Origin of the sequence: Acinetobacter sp. YH12131 (genome assembly GCF_013418635.1) — a bacterium.
Taxonomy (GTDB): Bacteria; Pseudomonadota; Gammaproteobacteria; order Pseudomonadales; family Moraxellaceae; genus Acinetobacter; species Acinetobacter towneri.
Map to the genome: position 1 here is coordinate 1 of NZ_VPBQ01000001.1, position 18,988 is coordinate 18,988.

20 protein-coding genes are annotated in these 18,988 nt (G+C 41.2%); 14 read left to right on the top strand and 6 right to left on the bottom strand.

From position 1 onward, the window contains the following. Positions 1–228: 228 nt before the first annotated feature. Both FTU66_RS00005 and FTU66_RS00010 read right to left on the bottom strand, forming a co-directional pair. On the bottom strand, positions 229–1,035 hold the full coding sequence (locus FTU66_RS00005) for a tetratricopeptide repeat protein (RefSeq protein ID WP_026438287.1): 807 nt from the start codon (positions 1,033–1,035) through the stop codon (positions 229–231). Between the two features lie 186 nt (positions 1,036–1,221). Continuing rightward, entirely contained in the window at positions 1,222–1,944 is a 723-nt protein-coding gene (locus FTU66_RS00010) for a folate-binding protein YgfZ (protein WP_180112131.1), read from the bottom strand. 256 nt (positions 1,945–2,200) lie between these two features. On the opposite strand from FTU66_RS00010, the gene acnD reads away from it, so the two are divergent. The 13 genes from acnD (at position 2,201) to FTU66_RS00075 (ending at position 13,388) form a co-directional block, all read left to right on the top strand. Next, on the top strand, positions 2,201–4,807 hold the full coding sequence (acnD, locus tag FTU66_RS00015; protein ID WP_178867332.1) for a Fe/S-dependent 2-methylisocitrate dehydratase AcnD: 2,607 nt from the start codon (positions 2,201–2,203) through the stop codon (positions 4,805–4,807). A 116-nt stretch (positions 4,808–4,923) separates the two neighbouring features. Beyond that, a complete protein-coding gene (locus FTU66_RS00020) occupies positions 4,924–5,505 on the top strand; it encodes a hypothetical protein (RefSeq protein WP_180112132.1) in 582 nt (193 codons plus the stop codon). Between the two features lie 120 nt (positions 5,506–5,625). Continuing rightward, entirely contained in the window at positions 5,626–5,769 is a 144-nt protein-coding gene (locus FTU66_RS00025) for a zinc ribbon-containing protein (protein WP_004972403.1), read from the top strand. A gap of 106 nt (positions 5,770–5,875) precedes the next feature. Next, a complete protein-coding gene (locus FTU66_RS00030; protein WP_168526271.1) occupies positions 5,876–6,448 on the top strand; it encodes a DUF4126 domain-containing protein in 573 nt (190 codons plus the stop codon). Positions 6,449–7,019: 571 nt separating this feature from the next. Next, entirely contained in the window at positions 7,020–7,271 is a 252-nt protein-coding gene (locus tag FTU66_RS00035; protein WP_179989198.1) for a DUF6868 family protein, read from the top strand. 83 nt (positions 7,272–7,354) lie between these two features. Continuing rightward, entirely contained in the window at positions 7,355–8,068 is a 714-nt protein-coding gene (locus FTU66_RS00040) for an SIMPL domain-containing protein (RefSeq protein WP_180112133.1), read from the top strand. Positions 8,069–8,233: 165 nt separating this feature from the next. Further along, the gene (locus FTU66_RS00045) at positions 8,234–8,899 is read left to right on the top strand and encodes an RluA family pseudouridine synthase (protein ID WP_104853295.1); all 666 of its coding nucleotides are present in this window, start codon (positions 8,234–8,236) and stop codon (positions 8,897–8,899) included. Positions 8,900–9,180: 281 nt separating this feature from the next. Then, a complete protein-coding gene (locus FTU66_RS00050) occupies positions 9,181–10,113 on the top strand; it encodes a DUF5660 family protein (protein WP_180079618.1) in 933 nt (310 codons plus the stop codon). Between the two features lie 185 nt (positions 10,114–10,298). Continuing rightward, the gene (locus tag FTU66_RS00055; RefSeq protein ID WP_096901552.1) at positions 10,299–10,676 is read left to right on the top strand and encodes a ribonuclease E inhibitor RraB; all 378 of its coding nucleotides are present in this window, start codon (positions 10,299–10,301) and stop codon (positions 10,674–10,676) included. Between the two features lie 115 nt (positions 10,677–10,791). After that, positions 10,792–11,157: a DUF488 domain-containing protein gene (locus FTU66_RS00060; protein WP_004972391.1), complete on the top strand. Its 366-nt coding sequence runs from the start codon at positions 10,792–10,794 to the stop codon at positions 11,155–11,157. 93 nt (positions 11,158–11,250) lie between these two features. Continuing rightward, positions 11,251–11,592 (top strand): zinc ribbon domain-containing protein YjdM, encoded by a 342-nt coding sequence (locus FTU66_RS00065; RefSeq protein WP_004972388.1) that lies wholly within the window; start codon positions 11,251–11,253, stop codon positions 11,590–11,592. Positions 11,593–11,832: 240 nt separating this feature from the next. Further along, a complete protein-coding gene (locus FTU66_RS00070; RefSeq protein WP_004972386.1) occupies positions 11,833–12,174 on the top strand; it encodes a YegP family protein in 342 nt (113 codons plus the stop codon). Positions 12,175–12,320: 146 nt separating this feature from the next. Beyond that, positions 12,321–13,388: a DUF1176 domain-containing protein gene (locus FTU66_RS00075; RefSeq protein ID WP_180112134.1), complete on the top strand. Its 1,068-nt coding sequence runs from the start codon at positions 12,321–12,323 to the stop codon at positions 13,386–13,388. A 331-nt stretch (positions 13,389–13,719) separates the two neighbouring features. Here the strand turns inward: FTU66_RS00075 and FTU66_RS00080 are convergent, their stop codons facing one another. Both FTU66_RS00080 and FTU66_RS00085 read right to left on the bottom strand, forming a co-directional pair. After that, entirely contained in the window at positions 13,720–14,655 is a 936-nt protein-coding gene (locus FTU66_RS00080) for a tRNA-dihydrouridine synthase (protein WP_180112135.1), read from the bottom strand. A gap of 316 nt (positions 14,656–14,971) precedes the next feature. After that, positions 14,972–15,781: an inner membrane protein YpjD gene (locus FTU66_RS00085; protein ID WP_004972376.1), complete on the bottom strand. Its 810-nt coding sequence runs from the start codon at positions 15,779–15,781 to the stop codon at positions 14,972–14,974. Positions 15,782–15,920: 139 nt separating this feature from the next. Between FTU66_RS00085 and ffh the strand changes: the two genes are divergently transcribed. Continuing rightward, positions 15,921–17,330 (top strand): signal recognition particle protein, encoded by a 1,410-nt coding sequence (gene ffh / locus FTU66_RS00090; RefSeq protein WP_096902093.1) that lies wholly within the window; start codon positions 15,921–15,923, stop codon positions 17,328–17,330. Positions 17,331–17,466: 136 nt separating this feature from the next. Here ffh and FTU66_RS00095 read toward each other — a convergent pair whose 3' ends face one another. Together FTU66_RS00095 and FTU66_RS00100 are read right to left on the bottom strand one after the other, a co-directional pair. Then, positions 17,467–18,207, bottom strand: a complete 741-nt coding sequence (locus FTU66_RS00095) for a type III pantothenate kinase (RefSeq protein WP_004972372.1) — start codon at positions 18,205–18,207, stop codon at positions 17,467–17,469. After that, positions 18,204–18,971, bottom strand: a complete 768-nt coding sequence (locus FTU66_RS00100) for a biotin--[acetyl-CoA-carboxylase] ligase (protein WP_004972369.1) — start codon at positions 18,969–18,971, stop codon at positions 18,204–18,206. The genes FTU66_RS00095 and FTU66_RS00100 overlap by 4 nt, the downstream gene beginning before the upstream one ends. Between the last annotated feature and the right edge of the window lie 17 nt (positions 18,972–18,988).

Sequence of the window (18,988 nt, forward strand, 5' to 3'; positions counted from 1 at the left end):
GCAGGGTCTTGTGGTGGTGCGCCTTTGGAAATAATCAAACAATATATTCAGAATCAACAAGGTTGAAATTTGTGAAATTCACCTCCACCCTGACTGACGGGTGGAGTCCTCTTTCACTTGGAGATAGCAACGGTATCGAAGTGCTCAAATCATAAAAAAGTCTGTACCATGCTGATACAGACTTTTTTTAAAATTTCTCTGATTAATAGCCTTTATAAAGAAACTATCTTAACTTTTCTTAGCGGTTGCCTTGTTGGAAGCTTTGGCTTGATCTGCCATCATTTTTTCAACCACAGCCAATGATTCTTTGGCTTGCGCTACATTTTCCTGTGCCAGTGAGGCAAAAATCTTTTTCGCTTCAGGCAAGTTTTGCGGCACGATATTGCCATTCACAAACATATTGCCCACTGCCATGAGTGCAGGAATATAACCCTTTTGCGCCAAGTTTTGAATGCTTTGCAGCCCTTGCTTTATTGGTGCTTCATCTTTGTTTTTAAAGCCTGTGCTAATTTCGTACAAGGCTTTTGCATGTATGGCTTGATAATGATCTTTGGCAATTAAAGGTTGTAATAGTTTTAAACCTTTTTGGTCAGATGCTGCCGTATTTTCCGAGAAATATAAAACGGCTAAATCGACTGTGGCATCATTAAAACCCTGATTGGATGCCGTCTGTAAATATTGTTTGGCTTTAGCAGCATCCTGTTTTAAACCCAGTGCGCCAGTAAGATAGTTTTTGCCTAAAACATAACTCGCAACAGGGTAGCCTTTTTGGGCAGATTGCTCATACAACTGAATGGCTTTCTTTTCATTTTTTGCTGTGCCTTGTCCAGTTTGTGTCAAATAGCCTAAGTTATACATGGCTTGCGCATTGCCTGTTTTGGCAAGCTTTTCTAATTCCTGATAGGCATCTTTAACCTTGTTGGCTTGCATTAATTGTTCAATTTTGGCAAAAGCAGGATCGGTTGGAATGTTGCTATTTGCCATACTGATGCTGCTAGATAGGGCGATTGCACCCGCAATGAGTAGTTTTTTCATCATTTGAGTTGTACCTTGTTCTCTTTTACACATCATTCCGTTGATGTGCGTTTTGTTTTTACAGTGGTGCATTCATCATAAGTTGAAAAGTGTGAATGTAAATATAAAAAATGTGTACGAATGCTTTTTCATTGTCATTTGAAGGGAATCTTGCGACTCCCTTAACCTGAGCGGGTGGAATCTATTTTATTGCGGACGTGCAACATCGCCATTCAAATGTTCAGGCAAAGCCAATACTTGTACAGCTAACTCTTCCAAAGCACTTGGTTTGGCAACCACCAACGCTTTAAAACCTTCTGCAGTCGCTATGCTATTCACCACTTCCACATCATTATTCAGTTTGGCGGCAGGTGCAGGTGCTTCGCCTGAACCCTGAATTAAATGCAACCAATGTTTTGGTTTGGCTTTAAACCATAAACGTGCCACGACTTCCTGACCCAAATAACAGCCTTTGTCATAATGCACGCCATCTCGTTGATGCAAACGCAATTCCTGCGGTTGAAACACTTCTGCTGTTGAGGCTTGAATCCATGCCTGACCTGTTTCAATCGCTTGTAGTTGCCATGCGTTTAAATCAGTCACTTCAGCTGAAAATTCAGTTTGATTGCCCTGAATGGTTGGGTAAACCGTACCGATGGTTTCAAGCTGCATTTTTGAAAATGCACCAAACTTTTTAATATGTTTGGCTAAATCTTCGGCTTGGTCGGCTGTGCTGATGATTTCAAAACATTCGGACGAGATTTTTTTAAGCCAGAAGCCAAACTGAACGCGTCCTTTTAAACTGCAAATTGCGGTATAATAGGTTGTATTTTCAGCTAATGTTTCGACATTGACTGTTACCTGACCTTGCAGGAATTTTTGTGCATCGACACCGTTTAAACTTAAAGCACTGAAAGCTAAATCGCGCATGAATAACCTTTCACATTGAAATCTAAGACTAAAGAATGAGGTCAATTTTGCGCTATTTTTCAAAAAAAAGCATTTTTAGGGCAAGAATTTTACTCAAAATGTAATTAAATGTTTCAAAAACCCCTGTTTTTATATTTAAGTGTATGAAATATATAGGATTTGGGAAATGGGTTTTTGGCAGCGTACAATGCTTTCGATGGGTGGAAACAATCATCCCATAAGATGTTGAGAACAATAGAGTAAGGGCGAATACCAGATGAATAACAACTACCGCAAACCACTGCAAGGCACTCAGCTCGATTTTTATGACGTGCGACAAGCCGTTGAAGATATCCAGCCAGGCGCTTATGCCAAACTTCCTTATACCTCAAAAGTACTTGCAGAACAGTTAGTGCGCCGTTGTGATCCTGCAATTTTAGAACAATCTTTAAAACAATTGATTGAGCGTAAACAAGAGCATGATTTTCCGTGGTATCCAGCGCGTGTGGTATGTCACGACATCTTGGGGCAAACTGCGCTCGTTGACTTAGCAGGTTTACGTGATGCAATTGCCGATCAAGGTGGCGATCCTTCTAAAGTGAATCCTGTCGTACCTACCCAGTTAATTGTCGATCACTCTTTAGCTGTGGAATATGGCGGTTTTGACCCAGATGCTTTCCGTAAAAACCGTGAAGTGGAAGATCGTCGTAATGAAGACCGTTTCCACTTTATTGAATGGACGAAAACTGCATTTGAAAATGTTGATGTGATTCCTGCAGGCAACGGCATCATGCACCAGATTAATCTGGAAAAAATGTCACCAGTCATTCAAAACCGTGAAGGCATTGCATTCCCAGATACTTGTGTGGGTACAGACTCACACACACCACATACCGATGCTTTGGGTGTCATTTCTGTAGGTGTAGGCGGTCTTGAAGCTGAAAACGTGATGTTGGGTCGTGCTTCTTGGATGCGTCTGCCAGACATTATTGGTGTGGAGTTGGTCGGTCAGCGTCAGGCTGGTATTACGGCAACGGACATCGTATTGGCTTTAACCGAGTTTTTGCGTAAAGAACGTGTGGTCGGTGCATATTTAGAATTCTTTGGTGAAGGTGCAGATAGCATGTCGGTGGGGGATCGTGCCACGATTTCCAACATGACACCTGAATATGGTGCAACTGCCGCTATGTTCTACATCGATCAAAACACCATCGACTATTTAACCTTAACAGGTCGTGAAGCAGATCAGGTCAAACTGGTTGAAACTTATGCTAAAGAAATTGGTCTTTGGGCATCTGAAATGACACAGGCAGAGTATCCACGTGTATTACGTTTTGACCTTTCAACAGTAACTCGTAACATTGCAGGCCCATCGAATCCGCATGCGCGTGTTTCAACTGCAGACTTAAAAGAAAAAGGCATTGCAGGTGTGGTTGAAAACCGTACTGATGGTTTAATGCCAGATGGTGCCATCATCATTGCTGCGATTACCTCTTGTACTAATACCTCAAACCCGCGTAATACTGTAGCAGCAGGTTTGTTGGCACGTAAAGCCAATGAGTTAGGTTTAGTGCGTAAGCCTTGGGTGAAATCATCATTTGCACCAGGTTCTAAAGCGGCTGCATTGTATTTGGAAGAAGCAGGCGTACTGAAAGACTTAGAAAAACTTGGTTTTGGTATTGTCGCTTATGCATGTACTACTTGTAACGGTATGTCTGGTGCATTAGACCCAGCGATTCAACAAGAAATTATTGACCGTGACTTGTATGCGACTGCGGTGCTGTCGGGTAACCGTAACTTTGATGGTCGTATCCATCCGTATGCGAAACAAGCATTTTTGGCATCGCCACCGTTGGTTGTGGCTTATGCGATTGCAGGAACGATTCGTTTTGACATCGAAAAAGATGCTTTGGGCACAGATCAAAATGGTAACCCGATTTATCTGAAAGATATTTGGCCATCTGATGCTGAAATTGATGCTTTGGTGAAAGAATCGGTTAAACCTGAACAATTCCGCCAAGTGTACATTCCAATGTTCGATTTGGGAGAGTCGGAAAAATCTGAAAGTCCACTCTACGACTGGCGTCCACAAAGTACTTATATCCGCCGTCCACCATATTGGGAAGGTGCATTGGCTGCGCCACGTACTTTAGCCAATATGCGTCCGTTGGCAATTTTGGGCGATAACATCACCACAGACCATTTATCTCCATCGAATGCGATTATTTTAGACTCGGCAGCAGGGGAATATTTGGCAAAAATGGGCTTGCCAGAAGAAGATTTCAACTCTTATGCAACGCATCGCGGTGATCATTTGACTGCACAGCGTGCAACTTTGGCGAATCCAAAACTGTTTAATGAAATGGTGGTACGTTCAGACGGCACAATTAAGCAAGGTTCTAAAGCGCGTGTTGAGCCAGAAGGCGAAGTAATGCGTATGTGGGAAGCGATTGAAACCTATATGAACCGTAAACAGCCGTTAATTATTATTGCGGGTGCGGATTATGGTCAGGGTTCAAGCCGTGACTGGGCTGCAAAAGGTGTGCGTCTTGCTGGTGTGGAAGCAATTGTGGCTGAAGGTTTTGAGCGTATTCACCGTACTAACTTGGTGGGTATGGGCGTATTACCACTTGAGTTTAAAGCGGGTGTAAACCGTAAAACTTTAGGTTTGGATGGTACAGAACTCTATAGCGTGATGGGTAATATTGCGCCACGTTCAGACTTAACTTTGGTGATTGAGCGTTCAACAGCAGACGGAAAAAATCAAATGATTGAAGTGCCTGTGACTTGCCGTTTAGATACTGAAGAAGAAGTGTCTGTATATGAAGCGGGCGGTGTATTGCAACGCTTTGCGCAGGACTTCTTGGAAGGGAATGTGGCTTGATTTTTTAAAAAATTTCTCCTAACTTTTCTTGAAAAAAAGAGTTGGGAGAAATTATAAAAATTAAAAATAGACAAATATTCACCCATAAAAATAGTGATAATATATTGATATTTATCATGAAATTAAAACAGAGGAAAAGCATTATGGTTGGGCATTTAGAAAATTCAGAAATTGAATTAAAGCATATACTATTAGAATTAAATCATGGCAGAGTGAAGCATATGAGGCATTTCATAGACTCATATTACTGTTATGCAAATAATTCTATAAGTAAAAATGGAAATGCTAAATGGTCTAAATTACTTTGGAATACGAAAACATCAGAAAAAGCTAAGAAAATTTATGAGGATTTCGAGTCTAAAATAAGCCTAACTACAAACAGTAAGGATCGTAATGATTTAATCAAAAGAAGAGACAAGTTAGTTACACGAGATCACTCTATTCCTTTAAAAGTAATTTCTAAGATATTATTGGAAGAGCATTTAAAAAAGCCCTTAACTCTAGAAAGCTTACGAGAGTTATTAGATAAACAAATTTTTCATACAACTATTACAAAAGATGAAGATGCGTTACTCAGGATAAATAAATTAAATGATTGTATGCCTGCAAGTTTTTATGAAGATAATCACAGCTTATATGGCAAATGGTATGCACGTTATGTTGAAACTGGAATTGCAATAAATGATGTGCTGCTATAGTAATTAATTAGTATAGGCTTTCGCCCAATTGCCATCATCACCTGTCAAAATGGACAATAGACAATCATCACAGAATAGATATACTGGATTGACCATTTCTAAACCATACGGAGAACAAAGATGGTAACTGCAGGTGATAAACCAGGAACAGGCTTCTATTTTTGTGTCCAATGCGGGCATCGCGTTTACTTAGAAATTGGTACAGACCGTCTACCACCGTGTACCAAATGCCATGGCACCCAATATAACAACAAGGTTGCCTAAGCTACACGACAAAAACAGCTGATCCTGTTTTTAATCTAAAGCCCTATCACCCGATGGGGCTTTTTGCTATTTTAGCCATAGAAAACCACAAGCAATGAGGTACAGCATGGAAACAATTCTCGGTTTATGTGTCGGCATTGGTCTGAGTGCTGCCAGTGGCTTTCGGGTTTTCGTACCATTATTGGTTATGAGTGTCGCAGCTCTGATGGGGTGGTTTGAACCCTTAAAAGGTTTTGAATGGCTGGCCATGCCTGCTGTTTGTCTAGCTTTGGCTGTAGCAACAGTCAGTGAAATAGCCGCATATTATGTGCCGTGGGTCGATAATATGCTCGACACCGTTGCCACACCTGCTGCCATGATTGCAGGAACACTCACCACTATGGCAGTAAGCAGTGGCGAAATGTCGCAATTTGCCAGTTGGGCTTCGGCAATTATTGTGGGTGGAGGTACAGCAGGTGTAGTGCAAATGAGCACGGTTGCGGTACGTGGAGTATCAACTGCAACTACAGGTGGAGTTGCGAATCCTATTGTTTCAACAGGAGAGTGGATTGGTGCAGCAGTACTTTCGGTATTGTCTTTAATTGTGCCAGTGTTAGTGGTATTTGTAGTGGTCATTGCTTTAATTTGGGCTATTCGTTGGATTCGAGGCAAAAAGAAAGTTGCAGAATCTTCGGTATAAGCCTTGCAGGAGCAGTTTGAAACCATTTCATAAAATATGTGGTAATAAATTCAATATTTCTGCTTTATTTGATGGTTTAAACGCATAAAAATTGCCTATTTGGAAAATATTTTAAAATATTGTTAAAAATGTAATAAAAAATTCAAAAAAATATGAGAATTAAATCATTTTGGGGAAACAATCCCATGCTTAAATCATTACTATATATCCCAAGGGTGTGATGGGGATCGAAAAGAGTAGATTGCTGCCAGTTGCGTACAACGTGCGTGTAGTACTTACCCAAAAGGTCTCGATTCGGCTTAGGACGCTATAGATTAAAAGTTTATAGGCTATAAGATCATGGCTTATCCAGCATGATAGTTGAAGTAAACCACAGTTGTTTTCCCTAACACCCCCAAGAATTTTGAAAACAAATAACAACTTAAAATAACAGCCATAAAATTATAAAAATCTAAATAAAATATCAGTTTAAATTTAAATCTCTTTTAAATATTCGCTACAAAACTCCCATCAAGTCACTTATCTAAATCTGCTAAATTGAGCTTGTGATCTGCATCTAAACAGGTGTGATATGAGTGTTGATTACGATTTTTGGTGTCGATTTTTACTGACTTGCGCCCTAATTAATTACGCTATTTTAATGCTGTGGTTTGTTGTGTTGATATTTGCCCATGACTGGCTTCGGCAGTTACATGGCAAATGGTTCAAACTCTCCGATGCAAGTTTTGATGCGATTCATTATGGTGGCATGGTAGTTTATAAAATAGGGGTATTGCTGTTCAATATTGCACCGCTCATTGCGCTGTATATGATGCGACCTTAAATACCACAGTTTTAAAGCACGTTTAAAATACAAGATGTTGTCACAGCAAGGCTGAAAGACCACAATTCAAGGAGTTTACAAACATGAATCAATTAAAACCCGCACTGATTTTAGGTGGGCTGATTTGTTTGGGGATGGTGCTAGCAGGCTGGATTTTGGGCAATAGCGCACTCAAAATTAAACAATATGAGCGTGTGGTTTCAGTCAAAGGTTTGTCTGAACGTGAAGTAAAAGCCAATGTCGCGGTGTGGCCAATTCGTTTTAGTACCGCCAGTCAAGACTTGGCCGCGCTGTACGACACCATGCAAAGCCAAACATCCCAGATTCAAAACTTTTTAAAAAATGAAGGTTTTAGTCCTGAAGAAATCACCATTGCTGCTCCTGTAATTACCGATAAATACGCCCAGCAATATGGTGGCGATGGCAATGTTGCTTTGCGTTATACCGCACATCAAACCATTACGGTCTATACCAAAAATATTGATAAAGTGCGCAGCGCACAAAGCCGTTTGGTCGATTTAGGCAAAAATGGAATTGCCTTTGGTGGTGAAGATTACGGGCAACGTACCGAATATTTATATACACAACTAAATGACATTAAACCTGCCATGATTGAGCAAGCCACACAAAATGCCCGCAGTGTTGCAGAAAAATTTGCCGCAGATTCTGACAGTCGTCTAGGTAAAATTAAATCAGCCAATCAGGGTGTATTTAGTATTGAAGATCGTGACAGCAACACGCCATATTTGAAAAAAGTACGTGTGGTGTCTACGGTGGAATACTATTTAGCAGACTAAGTTTCGCAGACTAAGTTTCGCAGACTAAGTTTGACAGATTAAGCTTGGCAGACTCAGCCAATTTAAAATCTAAATCTTTACACTAAAAAGTACATCGCCCGACTGAATTGACAGTTCGGGCTGTGCTTGATATTTTGCCCGCACCGCTTTGTATGCTGTATGTTCATGGCTTTAAACGACAACTTTATTTATGCACCTCCACAAGATCCCTTAGTAATTGTCTATGAAGATGACGATTTATTGGTGATTGATAAGCCCGCAGGTTTATTGTCGGTGCCTGGGCGTTTGCCCGAACATCAGGACAGCGCATATTTAAGAGTACTCGCAGATTATCCTCAGGCAAAAATTGCCCATCGTTTAGATATGGCGACCTCAGGCATTCTCATGTTCGCCAAGCATCGTGATGCAGAAGTCGCATTGAGTAAAATGTTTCAGGCGCGAACAGTAGAAAAAAACTACATTGCTTTAATTCAAGGCAAACTTGAAGGTGAGGGCAGTGTCGATGTGCCTTTAATTACCGATTGGGAAAACCGTCCACGCCAAATTGTGCATTTCGATTTAGGCAAGCCTGCGCAAACGCTGTATCAGGCTTTGGAATATTGTGCGGTTGAAGATATTACCCGTGTATTGCTCACCCCGATTACAGGGCGCTCACATCAGTTACGAGTACACATGCAATATATTGGACATCCCATTACAGGCGATAAGTTATATCATCCTGAACCGAAAAAAAGCACTTTAGGTCGGATGGCGCTGCATGCTAGTTATTTGGCTTTTACGCAACCGTTAAGCCAAATTCCTGTTGCAATTCGGGCACAGCTTCCTTTTTAGAGATTTTTGGATTCAATTTTTCTAACAGGCGCATATTTTTCAATTTTTTTGTGAAAATACTCAAAAATTGGGATAGTCTTCGTGCCGCTAACTCGCTAACGTATCCTTAGAGCTGTCGTTATTCATTTGCCTTGGCATAAATAAAGGATGTGAATAACTCGCTGTTTTAAAACTTTGTGTTTTTGAGTGTGGTGGGCTGTCAAAGCGGGTTAGAAAGCGTCTTTAAAAACTGAAGATGGTTTTTCAAAATATGGCAGACCAATGCGGGTGGGAGAAGTTATATGCTGTATATATTGGGTGCAATCATTATTGTTTTGGTGGTGATTATTTTTTGGCAATCTCAGCGCCGCCGTGAGTTGTCTGCCAGCATTCAATCTTTACAAAGCAATTTAGACCGCACTCGCTCCAATTTGGCGTCCGATGAGTTAGAAAGTAATGAATTAGAGCATCAGCTCACCATGCTACGCATCGAAATAGGCAGTTTAAAAGGTCGTTTAGAAACCTTGCAGCACTATCAACATATTTTAGACGTTGAGCAATATGTATTAGAACGTCGTCAACAAGTAGAAATGTTTGTAGAAATGATTAAATCCGAAGCGGAAAATACGCGGGAGCAGTGCAAGCAACAAGTTGAAAAAGTCCGAAATTTTTTAGCCGAGCATGAGCAAAAAACCAAAGCCAAAACGCTTAAAACAGCACAAGATCAATTGGGTGCTTTTTATAACTTGGTTGAAGAACGTCAGCAACTCGAACAGATTATGACCGCGCTGTATCATAAAATTGAACATCATACGCCTGCTTTTCAGTTGCCTGCACAGCAGCTATTGGATGATCTGATTGAAGGTTATGGCTATAGTGATGCAGCACAACACCTGCAGCAAGTACGACACAAGATTCAAGATGCGGTTAAAAATCAAGAAGTTGCGCATTGTGCTTTTGTCGATGAGCAACGCCGTCTAGCGGCAGTGACTTTGCTGGCTCAAGCATTTAATAGTAAAGCAGATTTATATTTGGCGCAGCTGACTGAACATAATCTGGCTGAATCGCTTCAAGCTTTGCAGGATGATTTTACTTTGCTGAATCATTATGCGGCTGCATTTGGACACGCAAAAATTCTAGACTCTTACTTAACACTTCGACAAGAAGAATTAAAGTTTGCTGCTTTACTGTTGGCATTTAAACAGGAAAGCATCTTGTCAGATGCCACAAATTAAACTGGCTGCAAATGCTTAAAGCAATTGTAGTGTCATGTAAAAGCAAGCTTCTGGGTAATTCAGACTAAAGTCAGTGTAAAACGAGATGAAAATTGAGTCCTTCGGGCAAATTTGTGCTATGTTGAATTCACTATTTTGTCACTTGCCAGATATATATTGGCTAAAAAGATAACAAGGATATTCGCATGACACGTGACTATGAACAATTCCCTGATGATGATAATGGCAATGTACTTTGGCAAATGCATGAAGATGGGGATGACCTGACAGAGCCACATGAGATTGAGTACTCCATCGCTTTTACCACACAAGAACAAGCTGAAAAATGTGCTTTGTATTTGTTGGCCGAAGAACAAAAAATTTCATTATTCCAAGATGAAGAATCTGACGCAGTTGAATGGATCATTACCATTTATGTTTACATGGAACCAGAGTATTCAGACATTATCGATTTAGAGCAATGGTTCAGCAAAATTGCTGAAGAACATGGCGGTGAATACGATGGCTGGGGCTGTATGGCTTACGTCTACGATGATGAAGACGAAGACGATTACGAAGATTAAATCGGGTATCTGAAAAGCATGTGTTGATCACATGCTTTTTTATTTGTGATACATAATCTGCTGCCTAAAACTTTGGCGCTGATGACGTCATCATAAAAGATGCAGAGGTGCAAATATGGATATTGCAATGAAACGCGCTTATCTTGAAGCGACTCAGGCAGATGGAACACGGGTGCTGGTTGATCGCTTATGGCCGCGTGGTGTGAGTAAAGAACGCGCTCGTATTGACTTATGGCCCAAAGAAATTACGCCTTCGACTGGGCTGCGTAAATGGTATCATCAAAACCCTGAACAACATTGGGATGAGTTTCAGCAGCGTTATATAGCTGAATTAGCAGAGCAAGAAGAGGCTTTACAGGCGTTGTGTGAACTGGCACAGCAGCAAAAAATCACTCTGGTCACAGCAGCTAAAGATGAGCAGCACAATCATGTAGTGGTATTAAAACGCGTGATGCTGCAACGCTTAGCACAGTCCAATTAAAGAGTTTTATTTGATTATCCTTGTGCTTTATAAGGATTTTAAGTTTATGAAAATTCAGTAAAAAATGCTATAATATAGTTTTTGAGGTTTTTTATGTCTTTGCCAAATTGCCCAAAATGCCAATCAGAATACACTTACCAAGATGGCGACCTACTGATTTGTCCTGAATGCTCACATGAGTGGAAAGAAGGGGAACAGCTAGAAGAAACTGCTGCTGTGATTAAAGATGCAAACGGCAACGTGTTGGCAGATGGCGACACGGTGACTGTGATTAAAGACCTGAAAATTAAAGGTTCTTCGGCTGCTGTAAAAGTGGGAACGAAAGTGAAAAATATTCGCTTAATTCCAGATGCAGCAGATGGTCATGACATTGATTGTAAGATTGATGGCATGGGGGCTATGAAATTAAAATCTGAATATGTGAAAAAAGCTTAAGTTTAAGCAGATTTCAACAGCGCAGGCGACTTGAGTTGCCTGCGCTTTTTTATGGAGTTTATAAAAGTATTTTAGTATTCAAATTGAGCAACAATAACTTTAAGAGTGTACAAAATTAATACTGTTTTCTTGTGCCTAAGTCCTTTATATTTTAAGTGAAAAGAATAATTTTTAGGCAGTTTAAAGCCTAGCATCATTCAACAACACACTTCACCACTCACAAGAAAACTGGGGGCAAGTATGTCAGGATGGTTTGAGATTTCACAAGCAAGCAATGGTCAGTACCGCTTTGTACTTAAAGCTGGGAATGGCGAAATTATCTTAACCAGTGAACAGTATAAGGCGAAAGCATCGGCAAAAAATGGCATCGCTTCGGTACAAAAGAACAGTCAGGATGATGGGCGTTATGATCGACTGACATCTAAGAATGATAAGCCGTATTTTAATTTAAAAGCTGCCAACCATCAGATTATTGGTACGAGTCAGCTCTATACTTCTGAACAATCACGTGACAAAGGAATTGAGTCAGTGAAAACCAATGGCGCAAGCACCACGGTCAAGGATTTAACACAGGAATCGTAATTTTTTACATTAAATCTTGATGTTCAATTGCATTAGAAAAGCATGCTCTGGCGTGCTTTTTTATTGAGCTGAGTAGGCAAGGTGCTAAATTTAGCTTTGATTGAGCCGTTGAATTATAGATGACCATTTCAGGAGTTGCGAAGATTATGAATTTCAGATGCAATCTAAAAATATTGCTGGCGATCAGTGGTTTATTCGGTAGTGTTGGTATTTTTGCAGCACCGATCACTGCTGAAAAAACGATTGCTTCAAGCCAGTCGACTGCTTTGCAAGGACTGTATTTTCAGCATCAAGATTGGGAGTTGGCCTGTGATAATACAGGAACCTGCCGTGCCGCAGGCTACCAAAGCGATGATGATTTTGAACAACCGATCAGTATGTTATTGACCCGTCAAGCAGGTGCAAAGAGTGCTGTACAAGGGCAATTGCAAATTCAAGAAGATATTGCTCAAGCCACTTTATTTTTAAATGAACGCGCTTTGCAGCAATTAAACTTTCATGAAAGTATCGCCAATTTATCTGCTGCCAGTGTGCAAAAGCTGTTGGCACAGGCGCGTCAGCATGTCGTGATCGAGTTGAAACATGGTCAACAACGCTGGAAATTGTCTGATGCAGGCATGAGTGCAGTGTTGCTAAAAATGGATGAATTTCAAAAACGTGTGGGTACAGACTCCGCAATATTGGCAAAAGGCAATCAAGCATCCACGCAGGTCTTAAAAGCGCAAGCGATGCCTAAAATTAACATTCTCATGCAGCCTCAACACCGAACCGCCAAAGCACAGGTGCTTACCGCGGCCAGTGCAGAAAAGTTATATCCAATTTTACAAAAAACCGTAGATCGTGAAGATTGTTATATGCTGTTTGAACCTGAACAAGCAGAACAGCAGATTCATACTTATCTCTTAAATCAAGATAGCGTGTTGGTTGAGGCAAGCTGTTGGCGAGGGGCTTATAATTGGGGTGTGGCTTATTGGGTTATGGATAAAAAACTGCAAAAGATACAGCAATTTGTAACTGATTCTGCTTCAGAATTTAGCAATGGACAGATTTTTGCCTATCAAAAAGGGCGTGGAATTGGCGATTGTTTCAGTCAAATTGAGTGGGCGTGGAATGGTCAGCAGTTTGTCAAAAGCTATCAATTCGATGCAGGACAATGCAAAGGTTTTGCAGGCAGTGCATGGGAAATGCCAAGCTTTGTCAGCAAGGTTGAATAGCCGGTATTCACTAGGGGCTTTTGACATTTCATAAATGGCTTGCGCTGTAGGCTAAAACTGAGCAGATCAGGCATGAAACGCAAGTAATAGCGAGACTATTGCTAAGTTTCATAACACAATCTGAGAAAGTTTTAGCCACAGCCTTTCAGGGCGAGCATATTTTTTGCTGCTATTGCGTTATGTGCCAGTCATTTAGAATGACTAAATTTCCTGTCCCATGCCTTATATCAGCTAAAAAATATGCATCGCCGCAAACATAGACGAATTGTCAGCAGACCCTAATAAAAGCTGAAATTTTTTAGATGAAGCTTGAGTTTGATGGATTCAATGTTTAAGTCGTGTGCGCGACTAATTTTTCAATGATTTCATCCAGCTTTTTCAGACGCTTGATTTCATCCCACAAAGCTTTGGCTTCGGGATAATGTTTCGACATCATGCCGAGCCATTGTTTATAACGTCCCAGCATCCCAATTTCTGTTTTGGCAGGGCCGTGAATAAAGCGAATTTGTAGTTGCAGCAAATCTTGCCAACTCAGCAAAGGCAGGTCTGAATTTTGACGAATACATTGGGTCAAGTCTGGGGTGGTGACCGCACCACGACCAATCATCAAATCTTCACAGCCCGATTCTAACTGGCATTGTTTGGCATCGGTATTGTTCCAAATTTCACCATTGGCGATGACGTTAATCTTCAAGGCTTCACGAATAGGACGTAGCTGATCCCAAAATGCGGGAGGCGTATAGCCATCGGCTTTGGTACGTGCATGTACTGTAACCCATGCTGCGCCTGCATCTTCAATGGCGTGCGCATTTTCTAGCATGAAGTTCCGATCCATATAGCCTAGACGCATTTTGGCGGAAACTGGAATATGAGCAGGAACGGCATCGCGAACCGCTTTAACCAGTTCATATACTACTTCGGGTTCATCGAGTAAAACTGAACCGCCACGATGCCGATTGACTGTTTTGGCAGGGCAGCCAAAGTTCATATCAATTGCAGGTGCACCCATAGCCGCAACTTTGGCTGCATTGGCGGCTAACATTTCAGGATTATTCCCCAAAAACTGAACATGCACAGGCGTACCTGCCGCAGTTTTGCCATTGGTGAGTAGTTCTGGGCAATAGGTGTGGTAGATATGGTCTGGCAAAATGCTGTCTGTGACCCGAATAAACTCTGTTACACACCAGTCAAAACTGCCTACAGACGTGATTACATCACGCATGATGGGGTCGGTTAAGCCTTCCATGGGTGCAAGAATCAGTTTCACAAGATGCTGCCAGTTCAAACAAAAGTGGAGTTATACGTTTTTTTCTGTGGGTTGTCTAGGAAAAGGGTTTTGAATTGAAGTGGTTGTAGCTAAGGTTCTGGTATTTAAGCTGTTTTATTTGACACAGTGATCTGTATCTCAAGTTTTATCTAGTCCATGCAGTTGATGTGCATCCTAGACTAGATCTTTTAATTGAGTTCTTACATCGTTAGAAATCATTTAAATGATTGGCTTAATTTAAACAGCCCATTCCCCCTCGACTATGCTATTAAATAATTGATCATCCTACACTTTGAATGAGCAAAATAAAAACACCTTACTTACTCAAAATCATTTCCAACACAAATTTAGAACCAATAAAACCGAGCGCCAATAAAAAGAAGCCAATAATGGTAAAGCGAATCGCTTTTTGTCCACGCCAGCCAAACTTATAACGCCCAAGTAACAACGACCCATAGACAAACCAAGAAATAATACTAAAGGCAGTTTTATGTGCTAAATGCTGTGCAAAGAAATGTTCTACCGTAAAGAAACCAAAACCTAGTGCGACTGTGAGTAAGGCAAAACCTGCAATCAACATATCAAACAGCAAAGATTCCATATCTTGCAAAGACGGCAGCAAATTTACCCAAACCCGACGTTTTTGTTTGTTTTTCAGTTCGCGGTTTTGAAACCACATGAGCACGGCATGAATGGTCGCCATCAACAATACGGCATAAGCAGACAGCGATAAAATAATATGAATATCTAAACCAATCGAGTTTTGGTTAATAAATAAATTATGTTGGCTGAATGAAAAACCTGCAATTAAACCCACTGCTGCTACAGGAATACCAATCAAATTTAGCGCAATTACAGGTCGGTAACTGCTGAACAGCAAGCTCAATAACAACATTAAACCCGCAGTAAATGACATTAGGTTAAACACGTTGTAGTTGACACCCATCGGCGTCCACATATCGTTATACAACACGGCAGCATGCAGCAATAAGCCCAAACTGAGCAGAGAACGAATAAACCAGTGATTTGGCGCACGTTTAGACATTAAATGTGAAAATAAATACCAAAAAGAACTGGTATAAGCGATTAATGCTAAAATCGTATAAACCAAGGGGAGACTGATCATGTCAAACCTTTTTCAGGATGATGAATATTCATTTATATAAATTCGATGCGAACTACAGTATCCTATAGCATCTTGTGCATAAATTTTCTATTTTAAAGAAACATTTTTTTGCTAATGGCTATTTTAAGCGGAATTTGCAATGTTTGATACCTTAACAGAACGACTCACGCAGAGTTTAAGAAATGTTACTGGCTCAGGGCAGCTAACCGAAGACAATATTAAAGATACGTTACGTGAAGTACGTATGGCACTTCTTGAAGCCGATGTGGCGTTACCTGTAACTCGTGAATTCATCGCGAAAGTTAAGGAAGAGGCATTGGGTCAGGAAGTGATGACTCAGTTATCCCCTGGTCAGGCGTTCGTCAAAATTGTCTATGACGAACTCACAAAAATGATGGGCGAGGCCAATGAAAGCCTTGACCTTGCTGCCAAGCCACCGGTTGTGGTGTTACTGGCAGGTTTGCAGGGTGCGGGTAAAACCACCACTGCAGCAAAATTGGCACGTTTCTTACAAGAACGTCAGAAGAAAAAAGTAGCGATGGTATCTGCCGACGTTTACCGTCCTGCGGCAATTAAACAGCTACAAACGGTTGCAGGTGAAGTCGGCGCGATTTTCTTTGACTCGAATGCCAATGAAAACCCTGTCGATATTGCCAACCGTGCCATCGAACAGGCAAAAATTCAGTTTGCTGATGTGTTAATTGTCGATACTGCAGGTCGTTTGCACGTCGATGATGACATGATGGATGAAATCAAGGCATTACATTCAGCGATTAAACCGACTGAAACCTTGTTCGTGGTCGATGCCATGACGGGTCAGGATGCGGCAAATACAGCCAAAGCCTTTAATGATGCCTTGCCATTAACAGGTGTAATCCTTACTAAAACTGATGGTGATGCGCGCGGTGGTGCAGCACTTTCAGTTCGTGCGATTACGGGTAAACCAATTAAATTCTTGGGGATGGGTGAAAAACTCGATGCCCTAGAGCCATTCCACCCAGAACGTGTTGCACAACGTATTTTGGGCATGGGTGACGTGCTGTCTTTGGTCGAAGAAGTTGAACGTAAAATCGACAAAGAAAAAGCCGAAAAAATGGCGAAAAAACTGCAAAAAGGCGGCAGCTTCAACTTTGAAGATATGCTGATGCAGTTTGAACAAATGAATAAAATGGGCGGCATGATGGGCTTCTTAGACAAGTTGCCTGGCATGAGCAACTCAGGTATTCAAGATGCAATTGCGCAAGCCAATCCTGAAAAGCAAGTGAAAAAGATGGAAGCGATTATCCAGTCGATGACCATCAAAGAGCGTCGTAACCCAGACCTGATGAATCCAAGCCGTAAAAAACGTATTGCTGCGGGTTGTGGTATGGATGTGTCAGAAGTGAATAAGTTGATCAAGCAACATGCACAAATGGCAAAAATGATGAAAAAATTTGCCAATCCATCGGGCATGGCAAAAATGATGCGTTCACTGGGCGGTTTACAAAAGCAATTCAGTGGCGGCGGTATGGGGCCATTGTTTGGTGGCAACGACCCAACCAAGAAATAATTGTTAAAAACATCTTAGAATCAAAGTGTTAAAAAAGCAGGCGCATAAAAATGCGCCTGCTTTTTTGTTGTTCTTTATTCGTAGATGACAGCTACACCGAAAGATTTATCAGCGTAGATGGAGCAATGTTTGGTTTTTAGTGCACTTCATGGGTTGCATATTGAATATAACGCTGCAAACCTTTGAGCAATAAATCTTGCTCGACTTGCGGTTGATATTGCTGCAAGAATTTGGCAAACAGCGGTGCATCGCCACCCGTTAAAATCAGTTTACGTGGTGACTGTCGAATTACATGCTCAATGGTGCTGAGCAAGCCGAGTAAAATACCATGATGAACAGCATCAATGGTGCTGCGTCCTGGGGTGAGTTCATCAAATGCAGCATCGGGAATTTTAATGCCTTTGGTGTTTTGAATCAGTGCATCACGTTGCAAATATAAGTTCGGTAAAATATAGCCGCCTAAATGCGTCAGTCCATCCGCCAAATCAATAGTCAGCGCCGTACCACAACTAATGACACAATAATTTTCTTGTGGGTCATTTGCCACGGCAAGCACTTGCAGCCAGCGATCTATCCCCAGTTGTTGAATATCATATTCACAATGCAAACCTGCATAATCTGCATGCACTTTGGCATAAATCACAGGCACATTCAGGGTTTTTAAAATCAAGTGAATGCGTTGATTATTCTTCTGATCTTGTACCGATGACACGCCTACTTTATGCACATTCAGACTTTTAAAGTGTTGAATCAAACCCAGCAACAAATCGGCAGGAGATTGCAAATGCAATTCTGCTTCATGTTCGATGATGCGGTCTTGTTCTGTGACCCAATATTTCAGGCGGGTGTTACCAATATCTAGCCATAAATTTTTCATGAAGATGACTCGGCATGATCGATAGGGCGTAAACGTCCCTGATAAAAAACTTCAAGCCCTTGTGCTGTTTCAATTTGCACTGCGCCATCATCCTGAATGCCTAAAAAAGTACCCTGACAAGTACCTTTAAAATGTTCAAATTCAACTTGTTGTTGCATAAATGCGGCATGATGATTGAAGCGAGATGCCAAATTATAGCAATCGTGATTAAACCAGTCGCAGGCTTGTTGAATGGCAAGATAAAGCTCTGCGATCAGGCGCACACGATCAATAGATACCAAACCCAGTTCGGTTAAAGATGTGGTTTTTTGATCAATAACTGCTGAGCTGACAGGTGCAAGATTAAGCCCAACCCCAACAATGACTTGCTGTGCAGAAATTGGCTCAATTAAGATGCCGCCCCATTTGCCTTGCGGGCTGTATAAGTCATTTGGCCATTTTACTTGTAGATTCAGCGCCTGTAGACTCGGCATTTGCAAGATATTTAACGCAATTTCTAAAGCCAAACGCCCATTTACAGGTGTTCGTAAATTTAGCAATGTGCTTAAATAGATGTTCCCTTCGGGTGATACCCATTGCCGTTGACGTTGTCCTCGACCATGCGTTTGTCTGGTACTGCATACCAAGACACTCTGCACACCTTTTTGTGCAATTTCCCGTACATCATCATTGGTGGAAGTGGTAATCGGCTTCAGGATGAGTACTTCTGGAAGCTGTCCTGCTTCTGTGAGTTGTTGTTGCAGTTGTCGGGTTTCTACATCCATACGAATTTACAAATAGT